The organism is Amycolatopsis sp. A133 (genome assembly GCF_031082405.1).
Taxonomy (GTDB): Bacteria; Actinomycetota; Actinomycetes; order Mycobacteriales; family Pseudonocardiaceae; genus Amycolatopsis.
Genome location: NZ_JAVHJU010000062.1, coordinates 1 through 20687, shown reverse-complemented (window position 1 = coordinate 20687; position 20687 = coordinate 1). Strand labels below are relative to the sequence as shown.

The following is a 20687-nucleotide window of genomic DNA, read 5'->3' as shown; positions in this document are numbered from 1 at the left end:
TCTGGGTGCAGCCGCGGGACGGGCACCCGGTGTGCGTACGGGGAGTGAACCGGGGACACTCGTCCATCGTGACCGCACCGGCTTGGCTCGAAGTGCTCAACGAGACACTGGACGCGTGCCGCACGCACGGCCGCGCCGATCTCGCCGAGCGCCTGCGCAGACGCCGGGACGCCCCCGCCGGGCAGACCCGGCTCGGCGTGCTCGGCTTCCCCAAACAGGGCAAGGGATACCTGCTCAACGCCGTGCTGAACGCGCCGGTGTGCGCGGTCGGCGACGCCGCGACCCCCGCCGTCCCCACGGAAATCGCCTACTCCGCCGAACCCGCCGCGACGCTGGTCGGCCGGTCCCGCGAACGGATCCCCGTCGCGGTCGAACGGCTCACCGGCGAGCTCGGCGCCCGGCCCGCCGGCACGCTCAGCCGCGTCGAGGTCGGCGTGCCGCGGGAACTGCTTTCGGCCGGGCTCGTCCTGGTCGACACCCCGCCCGTCGGCGACCCGCGGTCGCCGCGCACCGCGGCCGCGCTCGACCTGCTCGCCGAAGCGGACGCGGTGATCCTCGTCTCGGACGCAACCGCTCCGCTGAGCGCCGCCGAACTCGCGCTCGCCCGGCACGTGCGCACCTGGTGCCCGCACGTCGTGCTGGCGCTCACCAAGATCGACGTCTGTCCCGGCTGGCGCGCGGTCGCCGAACGCGACCGCGCCATGCTCGGCGAGGCGGGCATCGACGCGCCCGTTCTGCCGGTTTCGGCCGTCGTGCGCCAAGCCGCCGCGAGAACCGGTGACGCGGAACTCAACGCCCGCTCGGGTTTCCCGGAGCTGCTCGGCTGGATCGCCGAGCAGGCCGCGCGCCCGCCCGAGCAGTCCCGCGCGCTGCTCGCCGCCGTGGGCGTCCGCGCCGCCGCCGCCGAACTCGTCGAGTCGCTGCGCGACCGCATCGACGCAGCCGGGCAGGACGCCGGGCTCGGCCAGGCCGCGCTGCTGCAACGGGCCCAGCGCCGCGCCGACGACCTGCGGCGGCAGAACACCCGGTGGCAGAACCTGCTGTCCGACGAAATCACCGACCTGCTGTCCGACGCCGAGTACGACCTGCGCGAGCGGACCCGCAAGATCGTCAACACCATCGACCGGACCTTCGACGAGGGCGACCCGGCGAAGGTGTGGGACGACTTCGCGCCGTGGCTGGACAACGCGCTGGCCGAGGCCGTCGACACGAACTACGCGTGGCTGGCCGACCGGGCGGAGTGGATCGCGCAGGCGGTCGCGGCCTGCTTCGGCGCCCAGTACGACCGCGCGCTGCCCGACCTGCGGCTCGACGGCTCGGGCGTGGACACCCTGGACGACGTCGGCCGGCCGAAGATCGAGAAGTTCAAGGTGGGCCAGCAGGCCTTCACCGGCCTGCGCGGGTCGTACGGCGGTGTGCTGATGTTCGGGCTGGTCACCAGCCTCGCCGGGCTGCCGCTGATCAACCCGGTCTCCATCGGGGCCGGCGCGGCCTTCGCCGCGAAGACCATCAAGGACGAGGGCGGGATGCGGCTGCAGCGGCGCCAGGCCGTCGCCAAGCAGGCGGCGCAACGGCACGTCGACGACGTCTTCCTGCGGTTCAGCAAGGAATGCCGCGATTCGATCCGGCTCGTGCAGCGGCGGCTGCGCGACCACTTCACCGGGCTGGCCGAAGAACTCGCCGACGAGCTGACCCACGAGCGGGAGACGATCCTGGCCGGCACCGCCGAGCGGGAACGGCGCACCGGGCACATCCGCCGCGAGATCGACCGGCTCGCCGGGCTGCACCAGCGCGCGGGCGAGCTCGGCACGATCGCCGGACGGCAGCAACGGCGGGAGCTCTCGGCGTGACCCAGGACGTCCGCGACCTGCTGCACGCCGCGGCCGGGCTCTACCGGGACGACCCCCGGGCGTCGGCGTTGCTGCACGACTGCCTGAACCGGCTGGAGCAGCCGCTGCGCGTCGCGTTCACGGGGGCGCCTTCGTCGGGCAAGACGACGCTCGCCGCCGCGCTGGGCGAATGGCCGACGCGCGCGCTGCGCGACCTCGTGCTGCTCGACGACCCGGGCCCGGCCGACGACGTCCCGGACGCGACGGTCCGGCTGGTCCGCCACCTCGAGCCGGACGAACTCGCCGCGGCGCACCCGCCGGGCGGCTCGGCGTTCGCACGGCAGAGCGCGGTCAACTCGGTGCTGGTGCTCTCGCGGGCGGACGAGGTCGGCGCCGGCCGGATCGACGCGCTGCTCACCGCGAAGCAGCTGGCGCGGCGCGCGTGGCGGGAAGACCCGCTGTGCACCGGGTTCCTGGGCGTGATCGCCGTCGCCGGGCAGCTCGCCTACGGCGGCCGGTCGTTGCGCGACGACGAGTTCGACCTGCTGGCGGCGTTCGCCGCGGTGCCGCGCGAGGAACTGGAACGGCACGTGCTGTCGGTGGATTCGTTCACCGACCCGGCGTTCCCCGGCCCGATCCCGGTCGAGACGCGGCGGTCGCTGGTGGTGCGGTTCGGGATGTTCGGCGTCCGGCTGGCGCTCACGCTGATCCGCACCGGCTGCGACGACCGCGTCAAGCTCTCGGCGGAACTGGTGCGCCGCAGCGGTTTGGGCGAGCTGCGGGACACCCTCGCCGGGTGTTTTGTGGCCCGCGCCGAGGCGCTGCGGGCGCGGACGGCGATCATCCGGCTGGAGGCGTTGCTGGCGGCCCAGCCCCGCCCGGGCGGGGACCGGTTGGTGTCCCGGGTCGAGCGCTTCGCCGCGGCCGCGCACGACTTCCGCGAGCTGCGCCTGATCGCCGACATCCGCGGCGGCCGCACGGCGCTGTCCGGCGAGCCCGCCGAGGAAGCGGTCCGGTTGCTGGGCGCTCAGGGCACGGCCCCGGCCGACCGTCTTGGTCTGGAGCCGGACGCCGACCCGAACGAGATTTACGAGGCCGGCCTGGATGCGCTGCGGCGCTGGCGGCACGAGGCCGAGCGCCCGGACCGCCCGCACGCCGAGCGGACGGCGGCGCACGTGGTGGTGCGCTCGACCGAGGGATTGCTCTCGCTGTTCACCTGAAGCCGGGAAACGACGGACAATCCGGGCATCGTGGTCATCGTTGTCCGGTGTTGACTCCCCGGGCGACTGCGACGCACCATAGGCCGGTCTATGGTCCAACGCCGGCCCGAGGAGCACTCCGATGCCCGAAGACGTCCGCCCTCGCGTCCGGTTGTTCGGTGAGCTCCTCGCGCACTGGGCGCGGGAACGGCCCGGCGACACCGCGCTGATCTTCGGCGACCGGCAGTGGTCCTGGGCGGAGTTCGACGAGCGCGTCCGGCGGCTTTCGGGCGCGCTGTCCGCCGCCGGGGTCGGCAAGGGCGACCGCGTCGCGTTCCTCGACAAAAACCACCCCGCCTGCCTGGAAACGACGTTCGCGGCGGCGGGGATCGGCGCGGCCAACGCCGTGGTCAACTGGCGGCTGTCCGGTGACGAACTGGCGTACGTCCTCAACGACTCGGGCGCGAAAGTCGTGTTCGCCGGCGCCGAACTGCTCCCCGTGCTCGACACGATCCGCGACCGGCTGCCGGCCGTCGAGCGCGTGGTGGTCGTCGACGAGTACGAGTCCTTCCTGACCTCGGCCGCGCCGCACGCCGGCACCGATGTCGACGCCGATGACGGCGTGCTGGTCATGTACACCAGCGGCACGACCGGCTTCCCCAAGGGCGCGGTGCTGACCCACCGCAGCGTCCTCGCGCACGGCCTCGCCGCCGGGACCGCGTTCCCGATCGGCCCGGGCGACGTCAACCTGGTCGCGATGCCGCTGTTCCACGTCGGTGGCAGCTGTTACGCGGTTTCCGGGTTCCTCTACGGCGAACCGTCCTACCTGACCCGCGAGCCGGACGCGGCTTCGCTGTTCGCGGCGCTGCAGGCCGGGATCACGCACGCCTTCCTGGTGCCCGCCGTGGTGGCCGGGATCGCGCAGGGCGGCGAAGCCGCGCTCAAGGCGTTCTCCCGGCTCAAGTACCTCTGCTACGGCGCTTCGCCGATGCCGCTCCCGCTGCTGCGCACGGTGCTCGCCGCCTGGCCGGACGTCAAGTTCGCGCAGGTCTACGGCATGACCGAGCTGTCCGGCGCGGTCACCGCGCTGGACCCGGACGCGCACCGGGACCCCACCCGCCCGGAACGGCTCGCCTCGGCGGGCACCGCACTGTCCGGAGTGGACATCCGGATCGTCGACCCGGTCACGGGCGACGACGCCGAGGTCGGCGAGGTGTGGGTGCGCACCGAGCAGCGGATGGCGGGCTACCTCGGCAAGCCCGAAGCCACCGCGGAGACCATCGTGGACGGCTGGGTCCGCACCGGCGACGTCGGGCGCCTCGACGACGGCGGGTTCCTGTTCCTCGAGGACCGCGTCAAGGACATGATCATCACCGGCGGCGAGAACGTCTACTCGCCGGAGGTCGAGCGCGTGGTGGCGGAGTTCCCCGGCGTCGCCGAGGTGGCCGTGATCGGCATCCCGGACGACAAGTGGGGCGAACAGGTCAAGGCCGTCGTCGCGGGCGACCAGCTCGACGCCGGAAAGATCGTCGAGTTCTGCCGCGAGCGGCTGGCCCACTACAAGTGCCCGCGCAGCGTCGACGTCGTGGACGCCCTGCCGCGCAACGCGACCGGCAAGATCCTCAAGCGTTCGCTGCGCGAGCCCTACTGGCGGGACCGGGACCGGAACGTCTGATGCCCGCGGTGACGCGGCGGGCGTACTTCGAGGCCGCGCTGGACGTGCTGGCGAAGCACGGGTTCACCGAGCTGAACGTCGGCGCGCTGTGCCGCGGGCTCGGCGTCACGAGCGGTTCGTTCTACCACCACTTCGGCGGCTGGCCGGGGTTCGTCGCGCAGCTGCTGGACCACTGGGAGAACCGCCAGGTGCTGATCCTGCGCGAGCGCAGCTTCGGCACCGGCGGGCCGGCGGCGGACTTCGCCGCGCTGATGGACCTGACGCTCGGGCTGCCCCATGAGGCCGAGGCCGCCATCCGCGCGTGGGCGAGGAACGACGAAACCGTGCGCGCGGCCCAGCAGCGCGTCGACGACGCCCGGCTGCGGACGGTCGGCAAGGCGGTCGCGGGCATCGTCGGCGACCGCGCGCTGGCCCGGACGCTGACCTCGTTCGGGATGGCGCTGCTGGTCGGGCACCAGCAGCTGGCGTCGGCGGGGGAGCACGGCGAGCTGACGGCACTGCTGGCGGAGTACACGCGCCTGGTGCACTCCCGCGGCTCGTGAGTGGTAAGGCGGGTTAGAACCCGCCTTACCACTCACGAGCGGGTCAGGCGTTGCCGAGCACCCGGGTCACGGTGATTTCGATGACGACCCGCTGCGGGTTCGGCTTGGGCTGCCGGTAGCGGGCGGCGTACCGGTTTTCGGCGTCCCGCACCGATTCCGGGTCGTCGCGCAGCACCGCACGTCCCTCCAAAGTGGACCACCGCGGGCCGTCCAGCTGACAGACCGCGACGGGGATCCCCTCCGCGCCCGCCGCGCGCACGAGCCGGGCCTTCACCGAGGGGGCGAAGGTGATCACGCGGGCGAGTCCGGCGTCGAAGTCGACGGTGACGCCGACCGCGACGACGTGCGGGGTGCCGTCCGGGCGGACCGTGGTCAGCGTGGCCAGGTGGCGCTCGGTCCAGAACGCGCGGAAGTCCGGCCCGCGGCCGTCGAGGTCGATCGTCATGCCGTCCACGCTAGTCCGTCCGGGTGCGCGGGCCGGTGCGGGACCCACTCACGGTAATAGTAAGGAAAGTTTCCTAACACTCTTGACCCGGTCTTGAACCTTCTGCCACGCTCGGATGACCTTCGCCGCAGCCAACGATGTCTTTACGGAGGAGCCATGAAGAGAGTCGTCCGGGCGGTGGTGGTTTCGGCCGCGCTCGCCGCGGGGCTGCTGAGCGTGCCCACGGGTGCGTCCGCGGCCGGCACACCGTACGTGCCGGGAACGCTGCGGCCGTCCGTCTCGCAGGCCACGCAGGATGCCGCGCTGCAGAAGTACTACGACTTCTGGAAGAAGAACTTCCTGACGACCAAGTGCGGCACCGGCACCTACGCCGTGCTGTCCAAGGACGCCGACCACTCCTTCGTCGCCGAGGGCGAGGGGTACGGGATGACGATCTCGGCGATGATGGCCGACAAGGACCCGCAGGCCCGCTCGATCGTCGACGGGATACTGAAGTTCGTGAAGGCGCACCCGTCGGTCAACAACAAGGACCTGCACGCGGCCGAGCAGGACGCGAACTGCAAGAGCGTCAACGGCAGCGACTCCGCCACCGACGGCGACCTCGAAATCGCCTACGGCCTGCTGATCGCGGACAAGAAGTGGGGCAGCTCGGGTTCGGTCGACTACAAGGCCGAGGCCGTCCGGATCATCAACGCGATCAAGAAGAGCGAGGTCAACGGCACCACGAAGTTCACCCTGCTCGGCGACTGGGGCAACGACGCGGAGTACCGCAACAGTTCGCGCTCGTCGGACTGGATGCCGGGCCACCTGCGCGCGTTCGCGGCGGCGACCGGTGACAGCTTCTGGACTTCGGTCCGCACCCGCTCGGAGACGGCGGTGAGCCAGCTGCAGTCGCAGTACGCCCCGAACACCGGGCTGCTGCCGGACTTCGTGGTCAACACGAACTCGACGCCCAAGCCGGCCCCGGCGGACTTCCTCGAGGGCCCGTACGACGGCAAGTACAGCTGGAACGCCTGCCGCGACCCGTGGCGCCTCGGCGCGGACGCGATCTCCTCCTCCGGCAGCGCGGCCGTCTCGCAGGTGCGCAAGATGACCACGTGGATCAAGTCCGCGACGGGCGGCGACCCGGCGAAGATCCAGAGCGGGTACTCGCTGTCGGGTTCGAAGACCGAAAGCGGCCAGCACCCGTGCTTCACGGCCCCGTTCGCGGTGGCGGCGATGGCGGACCCGGGCAGCCAGGCGTGGCTGGACAAGCTGTGGACGGCGGTCTCGTCGTGGTCCCCGGACGCGACGGATTACTACGGAACCGGCATCACGGTTCAGGTGCTGTTGATCCTGAGCGGCAATTACGTGGCCGCTTAGCTCGCACGCCGGCCGCCTCGCACGCTGTTTCGGGTGTGGGACGGCCGGTTCGTGGGTGAGACTGGCGGCATGACCGCTCACCCGCGCAGTGTCGAGGAGCTGACCCGCGCCCTCGACGCGGGACGGCGGTTCAAGTACGTGTACTTCTGGGGACACCGGCCACCCGGCGGCGGCGGAGTGGGCGCGGGCTGCTTCAGCCAGTGGTGGCCCTCGCCGTTCGTGGTCGACGACGTCCGCTTCGCCACGGCCGAGCACTACATGATGTGGCGCAAGGCGAAGCTCTTCGGCGACGACGAAGTGGCCGCGCAGGTGCTCACCGCGGTGCACCCGAAGCAGGCCAAGGACTTCGGCCGCCGGGTCCGGGGCTTCGACGAGGCCACCTGGGTGGCGCACCGCTACGGCATCGTGGTCGACGGGAACGCCGCGAAGTTCGGGAGGAATCCCGAACTGGGGCGGTACCTGGCCGGGACGGGAAGCCGCGTGCTCGTCGAGGCGAGCCCGGTCGACCGCGTCTGGGGGATCGGCCTCGCGGCCGACGACCCGCGGGCCGGGAAGCCCCGCTCGTGGCGGGGACTCAACTTGCTCGGCTTCGCCCTCGCGGACGTGCGGGCTCAGCTCGGTTCGCGCACCGGCAGTCCCGCGGCCCGGTAGATCTCGTCGATCACGGTCATCGTCTCGACCGCGTCGGCCGCCGAGGTCTTCACCGGTTCACCCCGCAGGACTGCCGCCGCGAAGGCGTCCAGCTGGTACGCGTACGTGGCCCGGCGAGGGAACTTCTCCGTCCGGCGCGCGTCGCCCACCCGCACCGAAAGCCGGTGGTACGCCTGCGGGGCCACCGGGTTGACCACCGACAGCGACCCGCGGGACCCCACCACCTTCGCGCTGATCTTCAGCAGCGAAGACGACCACATCGAACACTCCACCCGCCCGGTGTGGCCCGACGGGAACCGCAGCTCCGCCGTCATCGCCCGGTCGACCCGGGGCGAACGCAGCTTCGCGGAAGCCGAAACGACCGAAGGCGTCTCGCCGCCGAACACCCGGGCCATGTGGACCGCGTAGCAGCCCGCGTCCATCGTGGCCCCGCCCGCCAGGCCGTAGTCGTAGCGGATGTCCGAGAACTTCGGCAGCGGGAAGCACAACGCCGTCTCCACGCGCTCCAAAGCGCCCAGCTCGCCCGACGCCACGATCTCCTCCACCCGCAGCGCCAGCGGGTGGTAGCGGTAGTGGAACGCCTCCATCACCACGCGATCCGAAGCCGCCGCCGCCCGGGCGACCTCGCGCGCCTCGGCAGCGTTCGCCGTGAACGGCTTCTCGCACAACACGTGCTTCCCCGCCGCCAGCGCCGCGCGCGTCCAGCGTCCGTGCAGGCCGTTCGGCAGCGGGTTGTAGACGGCGTCGATGTCCGGATCCGCCAGGAGCGCCTCGTAGGACGAATGCACCCGCGGCACGCCGTGCCTGGTCGCAAACGCTTGCGCGCGCTCGGCCGACCGTGCCGCGACCGCGGCCACCGAGACCGACGGAACAGATGCAGCGGGCTTGACCAGGGCCGCGGGTGCGATGCGAGCCGCACCCAGGATGCCGATCCGCAGGCTCATGTCCGCGAAGCTAGCACCGGACAGGATTTCAACACCGAGTTGACCTCTTCAACACAGAGTTGTAGCGTTCCGGCCAGCCGAACAGTGGAGGTCCGTTATGTCCCGTTCTCGTACCGTGCAGGCGGTGGTGCTCGCGAGCGTTGCCGTGCTGGTGACGGCTTGTGGAGGCGGTCCGGACGGCGCGGGCGGGACGTCGCAGGCCGCCGGTGCGCCCGCGTCCGGCATCCCGGACACCGCGGCGATCGTCCAGGGCGTGCAGAAGGACGCCCAGCTCAACGCGGCCCTGCCGGAGAACGTCAAGCAGGCGGGCCTGCACCTGGCGTCGAACCTGCAGTCCGCGCCCAACAACTTCTACGCCGCCGACGGCAAGACCCCGATCGGCTACGAGGTCGACCTCGCGAAGGCGATCGCCGCCAAGCTCGGCGTCACCGTGACCCACCAGGACATGGCGTTCGGCTCGCTCATCACCAGCCTCCAGTCCGGCCGCATCGACCTCACCATGGCCGGCATGAACGACACCAAGGCCCGTCAGGCGCAGATCGACTTCGTCGACTACTTCACCTCGGGCATCACGATCATGATCAAAAAGGGCAACCCCGACGGCATCACCGGCCCGGACGCGCTGTGCGGGAAGAACGTCGCCGTCGTGCAGGGCACCAGCCACCAGAAGTTCGCCGCCGAGCAGAGCACGAAGTGCACCCAGGCCGGCAAGCCCGCGGTCACCGTCACCGCGACCGACAGCGACAACCAGAACCAGAACCAGCTGCGCACCGGCCGCGTGCAGGCGATCCTCAACGACCTGCCCAGCGCCGTCTACATCTCCCGCACCGCCGGTGAGGGCAAGTTCTTCGAGGTCGTCCCGGGGGAGCCGATCGACGGCGGCCCGTACGGCATCGGCGTCAACAAGACCAACACGCCGCTGCGGGACTCCGTGCGAAAGGCGCTGCAGGCCCTGATCACCGACGGCACCTACGGCAAGATCCTGCAGGCCTGGGGTGTCGAGCAGGGGGCGATCAAGGAGGCGGCGATCAATGGCGGCTCCTGAACCGCTGCCGATCGTCCGGCTGAGGCACTGGGGCCGCTGGGTCGCCGCCGCGATCATCGTCGCGCTGCTCGTGCTGCTCGGCATCGCCCTCGGCAACGCGCAGATCGAGTGGAACCAGGTCCCGGACTTCGTCTTCTACAAGGTGATGGCGACCGGCCTGCTCAATACGGTGGTGCTCGCCGTGCTGTCCCAGGCCGTCGCGATCGTGCTGGGCATCGTCATCGCCCTGCTGCGGCGCAGCGCCAACCCGGTCGCCCGGTGGTTCGCCGCCGGCTACATCTGGATCTTCCGCGGGCTGCCGGTGCTGCTGCAGATCCTGCTCTGGTACAACCTGGCGCTCGTCTTCCCGGTCATCGACATCCCGTTCCTCGTCCACGAGCAGACGAACGTGCTGATCAGCGCGTTCACCGCCGCGTTCCTCGGGCTGGCGCTCAACGAAAGCGCGTACATGGCCGAGATCGTCCGGGCCGGCCTGAACAGCGTCGACAGCGGACAGACGGAGGCGGCCAAGTCGATCGGCATGACGCCGGCGGCGACGCTGCGCCGGGTCGTGCTGCCGCAGGCCATGCGTGTGATCATCCCGCCGACCGGCAACGACTTCATCAACATGCTCAAGGGCACGTCGATGGCGTCGGTGATCGGCGTGACCGAGCTGATCCACGCGGCCAACAACATCTCGTCGAACAACCTGCTGGTCATGGAGACGCTGTTGGCCGCGGCCGTCTGGTACATGGTCGTGGTGACCGTCGCCGGCGTCGGCCAGCACTACCTGGAACGCGCGTTCGGGCAGGCCGACCGCGGGCCGCTTTCCCGCGCCGGCAAGGCGTTGCGCGGCGTGCCGCTGGTGAGGAGTGCCCGTGTCTGAACCGCTGCTGCGTGCCGTCGGCGTCCGGAAGTCCTACGGCCACACCGAAGTCCTCGGCGGCATCGACCTGGACGTCCGCAAGGGACAGGTCGTCTGCCTGCTCGGGCCGTCCGGCGCCGGCAAAAGCACGTTCCTGCGCTGCATCAACCACCTGGAGACCATCGACGCCGGCCAGATTTGGGTCGACGGCGAGCCGATCGGCTTCCGGCAACGCGGCGGGAAGCTGTACGAGCTGCGCGAACGCGACGTCGCCCGCCAGCGCCGGGACATCGGCATGGTCTTCCAGCGCTTCAACCTGTTCGCACACCGGACGGCGCTGGAGAACGTCGTCGAGGGGCCGATCCGGGTCCTGGGCGTGAAGCCGGACGAAGCGCGCAGGCAGGGGTTGGAGCTGCTGGACCGCGTCGGGCTCGCGCACCGGGCCGGCGCCTACCCGGCGCAGCTGTCCGGCGGGCAGCAGCAACGCGTCGCGATCGCCCGGTCGCTGGCGATGAAACCGAAGCTGATGCTGTTCGACGAGCCGACGTCGGCGCTGGACCCGGAGCTGGTCGGCGAGGTGCTCGAAGTCATGAGTACGTTGGCGGGGGAGGGGATGACGATGGTCGTCGTGACGCACGAGATGAGCTTCGCCGCGGAGGCCGCCGACGAGGTGGTGTTCCTGGCCGACGGCGCCGTCGTCGAGACCGGGCCGCCGTCGGAGGTGCTGAGCGCGCCGAAGCACGAACGCACCCGGCAGTTCCTGGCGAGGATCCTCGCGTGACGCGGATTTCGCCCCGGTACCTGCTTCAGTTCGACGAGCCCGCCGGTTACCTCGACTTCGCCCGCTTCGGCCCGCCGTCGCACGCGGTGCTCGACACGACGGCCGCCCTGCTCGACCAGGCCACCACGGCCGGTCCGTCCACAGTGGACGAGCTGATGCGGCAGGAGGTCCGGGCCAAGGCCGCCGCGGCGCGGCTGTCCGGCTCGGACACCGACCACACCGTGCTGCTGCCGCACACCAGCCTCGGCCTGTTCCAAGCGGCGTTCCACAGCTCGGGCGAGGTGCTCGTGTCGGCGGCGGAGTTCCCCGCCAACACCTACCCGTGGGCGCGCGCCGAACAGGCCGGGCGCCTCAAGCTGCGTCGCCTGGCCGGCGGTTACGTCACCCCCGAGCGCGTGGCGGAGGCGTTGACGCCGGAGATCACGACGGTCAGCGTCAGCGCCGTCGACTTCCGCACCGGCTACCGCGCCGACCTGGCCGCGCTGCGCGACGTCGTCGGCGACCGGCTGCTGGTCGTCGACGGCATCCAGGGCTTCGGCGTGGTCGAAGCGCCGTGGGAGGTCGCCGACGTCCTGGTCGTCGGCGGCCAGAAGTGGCTGCGCGCGGGCTGGGGCACCGGCTTCGCGGTGCTGTCGGACCGCGCGCTCGACCGGATGGACCCCGTGCTGTCGGGCTGGACCGGCGCCCGCGACCCGGGCCTGTTCGACGACGAGATCCACCCGCCGGACGACACCGCCCAGGCGTGGTCGATCTCGAACCTCAGCCCGATCACCTCCGGCGCCTTCGCCGAGGCCCTCGAGCTGGTCGAGGAGGCCGGCGTCGGCGCCATCGCGGCGCGGATCGCCGAGCGGCTGACCTCCTTCGAAGAGGTACTGGCCTCCTGCGGCGCCGAAGTCGTCTCGGCGACCGAGCGGCGGGCGGGGATCCTGGCGTTCACCCTGCCCGGCCACCCCGCGGAGCAGGTCGGCGCCGCGCTGGCCAACGCCGGGATCGCCGCGACCGTGCGGCCCGAGCACGTCCGGCTCTCGCCGCACGCCTCGACGCCGGCGGCCGCCGCGGACCTGCTGCGCTCCGCGCTGGAGACGTTGACCGCACCCCGGGAGCCCCTGGTCGTCCCGGCCGCGGGCGCGACGACGCACGACGTGCTCACCGCGCTGGTGCCGGCCATCCCGGGACTGGCGGCGATGCTCGGGCCGGGCAACGAGGTCCTGCTGCACGACCTGAGCCGGCTGCCGGACTCGATCATCGCCATCGCCGGTGACCTCACCGGCCGCAACGTCGGCGGTCCGATGACCGACCTGCTGCTCGGCCTGGTCCGCCGCGGCACCACCCAGGACCTGACGAACTACCGCACGCACGGCCCGGACGGCCGTCCGATCCGCTCCTCGACGCTGTTCCTGCGGGACGCCGACGGGGTGGCGGTGGGCTGCCTGTGCGTCAACAGCGTCGAGGAGGCCGCGTCCCCGGGCGGCAACGGCGAGCCGGAGACTTTCCCACCGGACGTCGACAGCCTGCAACGGTTCCTGGTCGACCGGGCGGTGGCGAAGGCGGGGATCCCGGTGGACCTGATGAAGAAGCGCCACAAGGCCGCCGTGGTCCGTGAACTCGACGAAGCCGGTTATTTCCTCATCAAGGACGCGGTCGACCACCTGGCCGGGCGCCTCGACGTCACCCGGTACACGATCTACAACTACCTCAACGAGATCCGCGCCTGACGCTGCCCGATCGGACCTTGTCACCTGCGCCTTCCGGGCGGACCATGGCGCGCATGACCGAATCGGACCCGCAGCGGGCCCTGGTCCGGCTCGAAGCGGACGACGAGGCGGACGCCGAAGAGCTCGACCTCCTGGCCCGCCGGCTGCGCGCCGAGCTGGGCGAGCTGGACGTCGACGTGCTCGCCGTCGTCCCGGCCGGCGACCTGCCCCCGGGCGCGAAGGCCGCCGACCCGGTGACGGTCGGCTCGCTGATGGTGGCCTTCAGCGCGGCGGGCGGCGTGTTCCCCGGGCTCGTCGAGACGCTGCGCGAGTGGCTGGGCCGCCAGGCGGGCAAGCACAAGATCAAGGTGACGATCGACGGCGACACCGTCGAGCTGGAACGGGCGACGTCGGCCGAGCGGCAGCAGCTGATCGACGCCTTCGTCCAGCGCCATGGTTAGCCGCGGCCGGCCGCCACCGAGCCGGTGGCGGCCGCCGCGCTGATCACTCCAAGGAGGACTCCACGGCATCCGCGGCGAAGGAAACCCCGCCGTGGCTGTGGATCTCCGTCTTCAGCTCGGCCAGCCGCGCCGCGACCGAAGCCGACGAGGACACCTGCTCGACCGCCTCCCGCAGCGAGGAAACCGTCACCGACGAAGCAGGCAAATGCCGTCCCACGCCCAGCTCCTCCAGCTGGGCCGCGTTGCCGAACTGGTCCGCCGCCTGCGGGATCGCGACCGTCGGGACCCCGAACCACAACGCTTCGGTGGCCCCGCCCATCCCCGCGTGCGTGATGAACGCCGACGCCGCTTCCAGCACGGCCAGCTGCGGCACGCTCTCGAAGACCTCCACCGAGTCCGGCAGCGTTCCGAGGGCCTCCGGCGAGACGTGTTTGCCCAGGGAAATCACCACGTGCCAGTCCGAGGCGAACGCCTCGACGCAAGCGCGGTAGACCGGGAGCTGGTCGGTGAACGCCGTGCCGAACGACACCAGCAGCACCCGGCGGCCCGAGGCGGGCGGCGTCCACGACCGGTCGCCCAGGCGTGCCGGGTCCAGGCACGGCCCGACGAACCGCACGTGCGGACCCACCCGGTCCGCCTGGGGCTGCATCGCGCGCGGGATCAGCGACAGGACCCGCTCCGGGTGGCCGAGCCAGTACCAGGGGTCGGCCGAAACGCCGTGGGACGACAGCCATCCCGACAGCGTGGCCGCGTAGTCCACACCGGACGGTGACGCCTTGATCGGCGCCATCACCTCGGCCATGTCCTCGTCGTAGCCCTCCCACGCCACCAGCGTCGGCGACAGCTGCACCGCGGGCACGCCGTAGCGCTTCGCGAGCAACGGCGCACCCAGCCCGCCGATGTCGTACAGCACGAGATCCGGCCGGTCGTCGTCGAACCGCGCCGTCAGCAGCGGGTGGATCGCGATCGCCTCGTCGAGGAAGACGCGCATGGCGTCGGCCGGGTCGTCCGGCCACACCGCCGCCTCGCCGAGCGGGAAGGTCGTCGGGTGCTCGACGACCGTGGCGCCGGTGGGCGCGACCAGCGAGGCCAGCGGTGCGCCGACGACGTAGGACACCCGGTGCCCGCGGCGGACCAGCTCGCTGAGCACGCCCAGGGACGGGTAGATGTGGCTCGGCGCGGTGCAGCCGACCATGACGATGTGTTTTTGGCGCAGCATGGTGCTCCTTCAAGGGGAGAAAGAACAGACGGCGCGCAGATGAAGGGACTCTCCCGGTGGGCGGGGAGTCCGGCGGTCACGCCGTCTCAGACGAGGCGGAGCCGGGTGTAGAAGATCATGAACCCGACCGTACGGGATCCCGGAACGCCCGCGCCACCCGATTTCCACCTTTCGTAGGGCATTCGCGCGCATCCACCCGTTTGCCGTCCCGGCGGCCGCACGCCGGGTCTAGGGTTTTCCCGCCCGAAGACGCAGGGAAAAGGGAGAAAACAGTGAGACGTGCCGTTATCGCCGCGGTGGCCGCCGCCGCGACGGCGTCCGCGCTCGTCGTCGCGCCGGTCGCGACCGCCGCGCCCGCCGGACCGGCGTCGATCGCCTGGGGACCGTGCACCGATCCCACGCTGATCGCCGCCGGCGCCGAATGCGGCTACCTCGGGGTGCCGCTGGACTACCGCAGGCCGGCCGGGGAGCAGATCCAGCTCGCCGTCAGCCGCGTCAAGCACAAGGTCGCCGACGCGCAGTACCAAGGCGTCATGCTGACGAACCCGGGCGGCCCCGGCGGGTCCGGCCTGCTGCTGGCCACCCGCGGCCCGCGCGTGCCCAACCACGCCGGCGACGCCTACGACTGGATCGGCTTCGACCCGCGCGGGGTCGGCGCGAGCAAGCCGGCGCTGTCGTGCGACCCGGACTACATGGACTACAACCGGCCGGCGTACGTGCCGTTCACCCCGCAGCTGGAGCGGACCTGGCTCGACCGGTCCAAGGGGTACGCCGAAGCCTGCGCGAAGAACAACCCGCGTGCGCTGCTGGAGAACATGAAGACGACCGACACGGTCCAGGACATGGACTCCATCCGGCAGGCGCTCGGGCAGCGGCAGCTGAACTTCTACGGCTACTCCTACGGCACCTACCTCGGCCAGGTGTACGGCTCGCTGTACCCGCAGAACGTCCGGCGGATGGTGCTCGACTCGACGGTCGACCCGCGTGGGGTCTGGTACGGCGACAACCTGAACCAGGACGTCGCCTTCGACAAGAACATCCTCATCTGGTTCGGCTGGCTCGCCCAGCACGACGACGTCTACCACCTCGGCAAGACCCGGTCCGCCGTGCAGCGGGTCGTCAACGAGCAGCTGCTGAAGACGTCCTTCAACCCGGCCGGCGGGGTGATCGGGCCGGACGAGATCCTCGACGTGATCCAGCAGGCGAGCTACTACCAGCTGCGGTGGACGCTGCTGGGCGACGCGCTGTCCCGGTTCGTGAACCAGGGTGACTGGCAGAACTGGAAGACGCTCTTCGAGGCCTTCGGCGGCCGCGGCGACGACAACGGCTACGCGGTGTACCTCGCCGTGCAGTGCACCGACGTCCAGTGGCCGCAGAGCTGGAACCAGTGGAAGCGCGACAACTGGCGGACCTTCGCCCAGGCGCCGTACTTCACCTGGCAGAACGCCTGGTTCAACGCGCCCTGCCTGTTCTGGCCCGCCAAAGCCGGCAAGCCCACCAAGATCGACGGGCGCGGTGTCCAAAGCGTGCTGATGATCGACGAGACCCTCGACGCGGCGACGCCGTACGAGGGCAGCCTCGAGGTCCGCAGCCGGTTCCCGGGTGCTTCGCTGATCGCGGAGCCGGGCGGGACCAGCCACGCGATCACCCCGCGCGGCAACGCGTGCGTCGACACCAAGATCGCCGACTACCTGGCGACGGGGGCGCTCCCGGCCCGCAAGCCGGGCCGCACGGCCGACGTCGAGTGCGCCCCGCTGCCGCAGCCGACGCCGCCGGTGCCGACGGCCGCCAAGGCGGACGTCGCGGCGACGCAGGGCCTGCTCGCCGGGCGGTTCACCGGCTGACCTGCGGAAACCCTGAGAAACGGGGTGCCGGGCACACTGCCCGGCACCCCGTTTTTCTGACTTTTAGGCGCCGTGAGCTTTGAAAGCACGCGGACTTTGTGTTACAAAGTGCGCAGCGACTTTGCGCTGCAAAGTCCACGAGCGAAAGGAGGACGCCATGACTGGGGGACCGGCGTTCGCACTCCACGGCCTCACCAAACGGTTCGGCCGGGTCACCGCGGTCGGCGGCGTGTCCGTCGAGGTCGCCCGGGGCGAGGTCGTCGCGCTGCTCGGGCCGAACGGCGCGGGCAAGTCGACCACCGTCGACATGCTGCTGGGGCTGACCAAGCCGGACGAGGGGGCGGTCACCGTCGCGGGTGGCAGCCCGCGCGAAGCCGTCGACCGGGGACTCGTCGGCGCGATGATGCAGAACGGCGCGCTGCTGCCGGACGTCACGGTCGGCGAGATCGTCGGCCTGATCGTCTCGACGCACCAGAAGCCGCTGCCCGCCGAAGAGGTGATCGCCCGGGCGGGCCTGGAACACCTCGTGAACCGCCGCTGCGGCAAGCTTTCCGGCGGGGAGCGCCAGCGCGTCCGGTTCGCGCTCGCCCTGGCCGGCGACCCGCAGCTGCTCGTGCTCGACGAGCCCACGGCCGCGATGGACGTCGACGGCAGGCGGGCGTTCTGGGCGGCGATCCGCGAGTTCGCCGCGACCGGCCGGACCGTGCTGTTCGCGACGCACTACCTCGCCGAGGCCGAGGACTACGCCGACCGCGTGGTGCTGATGCGCCACGGCGCCGTCGTCGCCGACGGCCCGGTCGCCGAGGTCCGGGCCGCGGTGTCCGGGCGGGTGCTCAAGGCCGTCGTGCCCGGCGCGACCGAAGCCGGGCTCGCCTCGCTCCCCGGCGTCACGAGCGCGCAGCTGCGCGGCGGCCGGGCCGAACTGGCCTGCGCCGACTCCGACGCCGCCATCCGCGCCCTGCTCGCGGCGCACACCGATGCTTCCGACATCGAAATCACCGCGCTCGGCCTCGAAGAGGCCTTCCTGGCGCTGACCGCCGAGGAGGCCGCCGCGTGAACACGACGTACCTGAGCCTGGAGATCAAGCGGATCGTCCGGAGCCCGCAGTTCACGATCTTCACCATCGGCATGCCGCTGGCCATGTTCCTGCTGTTCGGATCGATCTTCGGCAAGCTCGTGGCGCCGAACGGGCTGGCTTCGAACGTCCAGACCATGATCAACCTGGCCGCGTACGGCGCGAGCGGCGGCGCCCTGTTCACCGGCACCCGGGTGGCGCAGGAACGCACCGACGGCTGGCAGCGGCAGCTGCGGCTCACGCCGATGCGCGGCCCCGGCTACCTGGTCGTTAAGGTGCTCTCGGCGATGGCCGTGGCGCTGCCGGTCCTCGTGGTGCTCTTCCTCGCCGGGCTGGTGATGGGGGTCGAGATGACCGCCGCGCAGTGGGGCCTGGTGCTGGTGTCACTGTGGCTCGGCGTGCTCCCGTTCGCCGTCCTGGGCCTCGCCATCGGGCTGTTCGGCAAGGGCGACACCGTCGGCGCGGTGACCGGCGCGCTGATGATGCCGCTGGGCATGCTCGGCGGCCTGTGGATCCCGCTCTACGTCCTCCCGGAGTGGATGGCGGCGCTGGCGCACTTCTTCCCGACCTACTGGCTCGGGCGTGTCGGCCTGGAGCCGCTGGCCCACGCCGGGGGCACGGGGTTCGCGGTGCTCGTGCTGCTGGGCTGGCTGGTCGTCCCCGCCCTGATCGTGGTGCGCCGGTTCCGGCTGGACACGGCGCGGCTGTGAGTGCGTGTTAGCTTCCGTGCGGTTGAGGGAGTTGCACGGGAGAGGGGTGGATCAGGTGGAAGACGAGCCGATGTCGGCCGAGGAGTCGTTGAACCTGATCGCCCAGCAGAACCGGCGGACCCGCCGGGAACTGGGCGGAGGCCCCGCGCGGATGCTCGGCGCGTGGGCCGTCGCCTGGATCGTCGGCTGGGGGTTCACCTACGTGGCGGTGCAGCCGGGGGTCGCGATCCCCGGCTGGGTCGGCGGGGTGCTCGTCGCCGTGCTGTTCGCCGCCGCCATCGCCTACACCGGTTACGTCGGCGCCCGGGCCGGGCGGGGCATCCGCGGTCCGTCGCGGACCGTCGGCGCGATGTACGGCTACAGCTGGGCTCTCGCGTCCATCGGATTGAGCGTGATCGACATCCGGATCACGCAGTTCGGCTCGCTCACCTCCGACCAGGTGTCACTGCTGTGGTCGAGCTCGTGGCTGCTGCTCACCGGCGTGCTCTACCTCGCGGGCGGCATGGTGTGGCAGGACAAGCTGATGTACGGCCTCGGCGCGTGGATGATCGTTTCCGCCGGGCTCAGCGTGCTGGTCGGGTTCCCGGCCAACTTCCTGGTGCTGGCCGTCTGCGGCGGTGGCGGGTTCCTGCTCGCTTCGATCGTCTACTTCGTCCGCGAGAAGACCGGCCGATGAGCGAACTGCCGCAGCTCGACCCGGTCATCCACGCCCAGGCACGGCTGCGGGTGACGGTCGCGCTCGCCGGGCTGCGCGCCGGTGACCAGATCACCTTCCCGCGGCTGCAGCAGCTGCTCGACATGACGGCCGGCAACCTCTCGACGCACCTGCGCAAGCTCGAGGACGCCGAGTACGTCGAGATCACCAAGGCCTACGAGCACCGCACGCCGGTCACCCTGGTCCGGCTGACCGCCCGCGGCCGCGCGGCGTTCGAGAGCTACACCAAGGCGCTCCACCAGCTGCTGGACGTCACCGGCGGGGACTGACGTGGGCCGCTGGGTGATCCACCTCGACCTGGACGCCTTCTACGCGTCGGCCGAGCAGCTCACCCGTCCGACGCTGGCCGGGCGGCCCGTGCTCGTCGGCGGCACCGGGCCCCGCGGCGTCGTCGCCGGCGCGAGCTACGAGTCGCGCGTGTTCGGCATCCGCTCGGCGATGCCGATGTCCCAGGCCCGGCGGCTGCTGCCGGCGAACGGCGTGATCGTGCCCCCGCGCTTCCGCGTGTACGAGCGGCTCAGCCAGGAGGTGTTCGCGGTCGTCACCGAGGTCGCGCCGGTGCTGGAGAAGATCTCGCTCGACGAAGCCTTCGCCGAGCCGCCTGCGCTGGTCGGTGCTTCGCTGGAAGAGGTGACGGAGTTCTGCGCGTCGCTGCGAGCGCGGATCCGGTCCGTAACCGGGCTGGTGGCGTCGATCGGGGCGGGCAACGGCAAGCAGATCGCGAAGATCGCCTCCGAGGAGGCCAAACCGGACGGGCTCCTGGTGGTGCCGCAGGGCACCGAACGGGAGTTCCTCGCACCGCTGCCGGTGCGCGCGCTGTGGGGGATCGGCCCGGTCGCCGAGGGGAAGCTGCGGTTCATCGGCGTCCAGACGCTCGGTCAGCTGGCGGCCCTGTCCGAACCGGACGCCGTCGCCACGCTGGGCGGCGTGGTCGGCCGCGACCTGCGCCGGCTCGCGACCGGCGCCGACGACCGCCCGGTGGCGGGCCGCGCGGAAACCAAGCAGGTCAGCGCCGAGACGACGTTCGACACCGACATCAAGGACCTGCCGGCGCTGAAGGCGGAGGTCCGCCGGATCGCGGTGGGCGCGCACCAGCGGCTGGTCAAGGCCGGTCGCGTGGCGCGGACGGTGGTGATCAAGCTGCGGCACACGGACATGCACACGGTGACCCGCTCCGAGACGATCTCGGCGCCCACGGACGACCTGGCCGAGCTGTCGGCCACGGCGGAGCGGCTGCTGCTCGACCCGGCGGAGTTCGGCGGCATCCGGCTGGCCGGGGTCGCCTACAGCGGCCTTTCGGTGCCGCACCAGGACGTGCTGTTCACCTTGGCCGCCCCTTCGGCGCCCACGGTGGTGTCTTCCGCACCGGCGCCGGCGCCCGCGGCGCCTTCGGAGTGGCGCCAAGGCGACGACGTCGTCCACGAGGAGTTCGGCACGGGCTGGGTCCAGGGCGCGGGCCACGGCCGGGTGACGGTCCGCTTCGAGCACCGCTCCTCCGGCCCCGGCACCGCCCGGACGTTCCCCCAAACCGACCCGGCCCTCCGCCGCGGCGACCCCGCCGACTGCCTGCGCTGACCGGTCGTGAGTGGTAAGGCGGGTTCTAACCAGTTCTTGCACTCGCCGCTGCGCACCTCATGACCACGGCGTGGGTC

The 20687-nt window shown here is 71.6% G+C and carries 20 protein-coding genes; 17 read left to right on the top strand and 3 right to left on the bottom strand.

Annotation, left to right across the window (positions count from 1 at the left end; genetic code table 11):
• Positions 1-68: 68 nt before the first annotated feature.
• From Q5425_RS37340 to Q5425_RS37325, 4 genes are all read left to right on the top strand, one after another.
• Positions 69-1850: an isoniazid inducible protein IniA gene (locus tag Q5425_RS37340; RefSeq protein WP_308677112.1), complete on the top strand. Its 1782-nt coding sequence runs from the start codon at positions 69-71 to the stop codon at positions 1848-1850.
• Positions 1847-3049 (top strand): GTPase, encoded by a 1203-nt coding sequence (locus Q5425_RS37335; protein ID WP_308677111.1) that lies wholly within the window; start codon positions 1847-1849, stop codon positions 3047-3049. The genes Q5425_RS37340 and Q5425_RS37335 overlap by 4 nt, the downstream gene beginning before the upstream one ends.
• A 121-nt stretch (positions 3050-3170) precedes the next feature.
• Positions 3171-4703, top strand: coding sequence for a long-chain fatty acid--CoA ligase (locus Q5425_RS37330; RefSeq protein ID WP_308677110.1), 1533 nt, complete (start codon positions 3171-3173; stop codon positions 4701-4703).
• Complete coding sequence (locus Q5425_RS37325; RefSeq protein ID WP_308677109.1) at positions 4703-5245, top strand: TetR/AcrR family transcriptional regulator; 543 nt, start codon at positions 4703-4705, stop codon at positions 5243-5245. The genes Q5425_RS37330 and Q5425_RS37325 overlap by 1 nt, the downstream gene beginning before the upstream one ends.
• Before the next feature lie 43 nt (positions 5246-5288).
• Here the strand turns inward: Q5425_RS37325 and Q5425_RS37320 are convergent, their stop codons facing one another.
• Positions 5289-5690, bottom strand: coding sequence for a PPOX class F420-dependent oxidoreductase (locus tag Q5425_RS37320; RefSeq protein WP_308677108.1), 402 nt, complete (start codon positions 5688-5690; stop codon positions 5289-5291).
• A 156-nt stretch (positions 5691-5846) separates the two neighbouring features.
• On the opposite strand from Q5425_RS37320, the gene Q5425_RS37315 reads away from it, so the two are divergent.
• Both Q5425_RS37315 and Q5425_RS37310 read left to right on the top strand, forming a co-directional pair.
• A complete protein-coding gene (locus tag Q5425_RS37315; RefSeq protein WP_308677107.1) occupies positions 5847-7052 on the top strand; it encodes a glycosyl hydrolase family 8 in 1206 nt (401 codons plus the stop codon).
• A gap of 69 nt (positions 7053-7121) precedes the next feature.
• Positions 7122-7703: an NADAR family protein gene (locus Q5425_RS37310; RefSeq protein WP_308677106.1), complete on the top strand. Its 582-nt coding sequence runs from the start codon at positions 7122-7124 to the stop codon at positions 7701-7703.
• Here Q5425_RS37310 and Q5425_RS37305 read toward each other — a convergent pair.
• Positions 7664-8647 carry a Gfo/Idh/MocA family oxidoreductase gene (locus Q5425_RS37305; protein ID WP_308677105.1) on the bottom strand — a complete coding sequence of 328 codons (984 nt, stop codon included), beginning with the start codon at positions 8645-8647 and terminating at the stop codon, positions 7664-7666. The genes Q5425_RS37310 and Q5425_RS37305 overlap by 40 nt on opposite strands.
• Positions 8648-8744: 97 nt before the next feature.
• On the opposite strand from Q5425_RS37305, the gene Q5425_RS37300 reads away from it, so the two are divergent.
• Genes Q5425_RS37300 through Q5425_RS37280 form a run of 5 tightly spaced genes read left to right on the top strand, consistent with a single transcriptional unit; the run spans position 8745 to position 13472 of the window.
• A complete protein-coding gene (locus Q5425_RS37300; protein WP_308677104.1) occupies positions 8745-9692 on the top strand; it encodes an ABC transporter substrate-binding protein in 948 nt (315 codons plus the stop codon).
• Entirely contained in the window at positions 9679-10557 is an 879-nt protein-coding gene (locus Q5425_RS37295; protein WP_308677103.1) for an amino acid ABC transporter permease, read from the top strand. The genes Q5425_RS37300 and Q5425_RS37295 overlap by 14 nt, the downstream gene beginning before the upstream one ends.
• On the top strand, positions 10550-11317 hold the full coding sequence (locus tag Q5425_RS37290; protein ID WP_308677102.1) for an amino acid ABC transporter ATP-binding protein: 768 nt from the start codon (positions 10550-10552) through the stop codon (positions 11315-11317). Before Q5425_RS37295 ends, Q5425_RS37290 begins: the two co-directional genes overlap by 8 nt.
• Complete coding sequence (locus Q5425_RS37285) at positions 11314-13032, top strand: aminotransferase class V-fold PLP-dependent enzyme (RefSeq protein WP_308677101.1); 1719 nt, start codon at positions 11314-11316, stop codon at positions 13030-13032. The genes Q5425_RS37290 and Q5425_RS37285 overlap by 4 nt, the downstream gene beginning before the upstream one ends.
• A 53-nt stretch (positions 13033-13085) precedes the next feature.
• Positions 13086-13472 (top strand): effector-associated constant component EACC1, encoded by a 387-nt coding sequence (locus tag Q5425_RS37280; protein WP_308677100.1) that lies wholly within the window; start codon positions 13086-13088, stop codon positions 13470-13472.
• A gap of 43 nt (positions 13473-13515) precedes the next feature.
• On the opposite strand, the gene Q5425_RS37275 is transcribed toward Q5425_RS37280, so the two are convergent.
• Complete coding sequence (locus Q5425_RS37275) at positions 13516-14688, bottom strand: macrolide family glycosyltransferase (protein ID WP_396135345.1); 1173 nt, start codon at positions 14686-14688, stop codon at positions 13516-13518.
• 275 nt (positions 14689-14963) lie between these two features.
• Here Q5425_RS37275 and Q5425_RS37270 point away from each other — a divergent pair, with 275 nt between their 5' ends.
• From Q5425_RS37270 to Q5425_RS37245, 6 genes are all read left to right on the top strand, one after another.
• Positions 14964-16535 (top strand): alpha/beta hydrolase, encoded by a 1572-nt coding sequence (locus Q5425_RS37270; RefSeq protein ID WP_308677098.1) that lies wholly within the window; start codon positions 14964-14966, stop codon positions 16533-16535.
• Positions 16536-16692: 157 nt separating this feature from the next.
• On the top strand, positions 16693-17592 hold the full coding sequence (locus Q5425_RS37265; RefSeq protein ID WP_308677097.1) for an ABC transporter ATP-binding protein: 900 nt from the start codon (positions 16693-16695) through the stop codon (positions 17590-17592).
• Positions 17589-18320, top strand: a complete 732-nt coding sequence (locus Q5425_RS37260) for an ABC transporter permease (RefSeq protein ID WP_308677096.1) — start codon at positions 17589-17591, stop codon at positions 18318-18320. Before Q5425_RS37265 ends, Q5425_RS37260 begins: the two co-directional genes overlap by 4 nt.
• 55 nt (positions 18321-18375) lie before the next feature.
• Positions 18376-18996 (top strand): hypothetical protein, encoded by a 621-nt coding sequence (locus Q5425_RS37255; protein WP_308677274.1) that lies wholly within the window; start codon positions 18376-18378, stop codon positions 18994-18996.
• Positions 18993-19304: a transcriptional regulator gene (locus tag Q5425_RS37250; protein ID WP_308677095.1), complete on the top strand. Its 312-nt coding sequence runs from the start codon at positions 18993-18995 to the stop codon at positions 19302-19304. The genes Q5425_RS37255 and Q5425_RS37250 overlap by 4 nt, the downstream gene beginning before the upstream one ends.
• A gap of 1 nt (position 19305) precedes the next feature.
• Positions 19306-20610 carry a DNA polymerase IV gene (locus Q5425_RS37245; protein ID WP_308677094.1) on the top strand — a complete coding sequence of 435 codons (1305 nt, stop codon included), beginning with the start codon at positions 19306-19308 and terminating at the stop codon, positions 20608-20610.
• Positions 20611-20687: the final 77 nt, after the last annotated feature.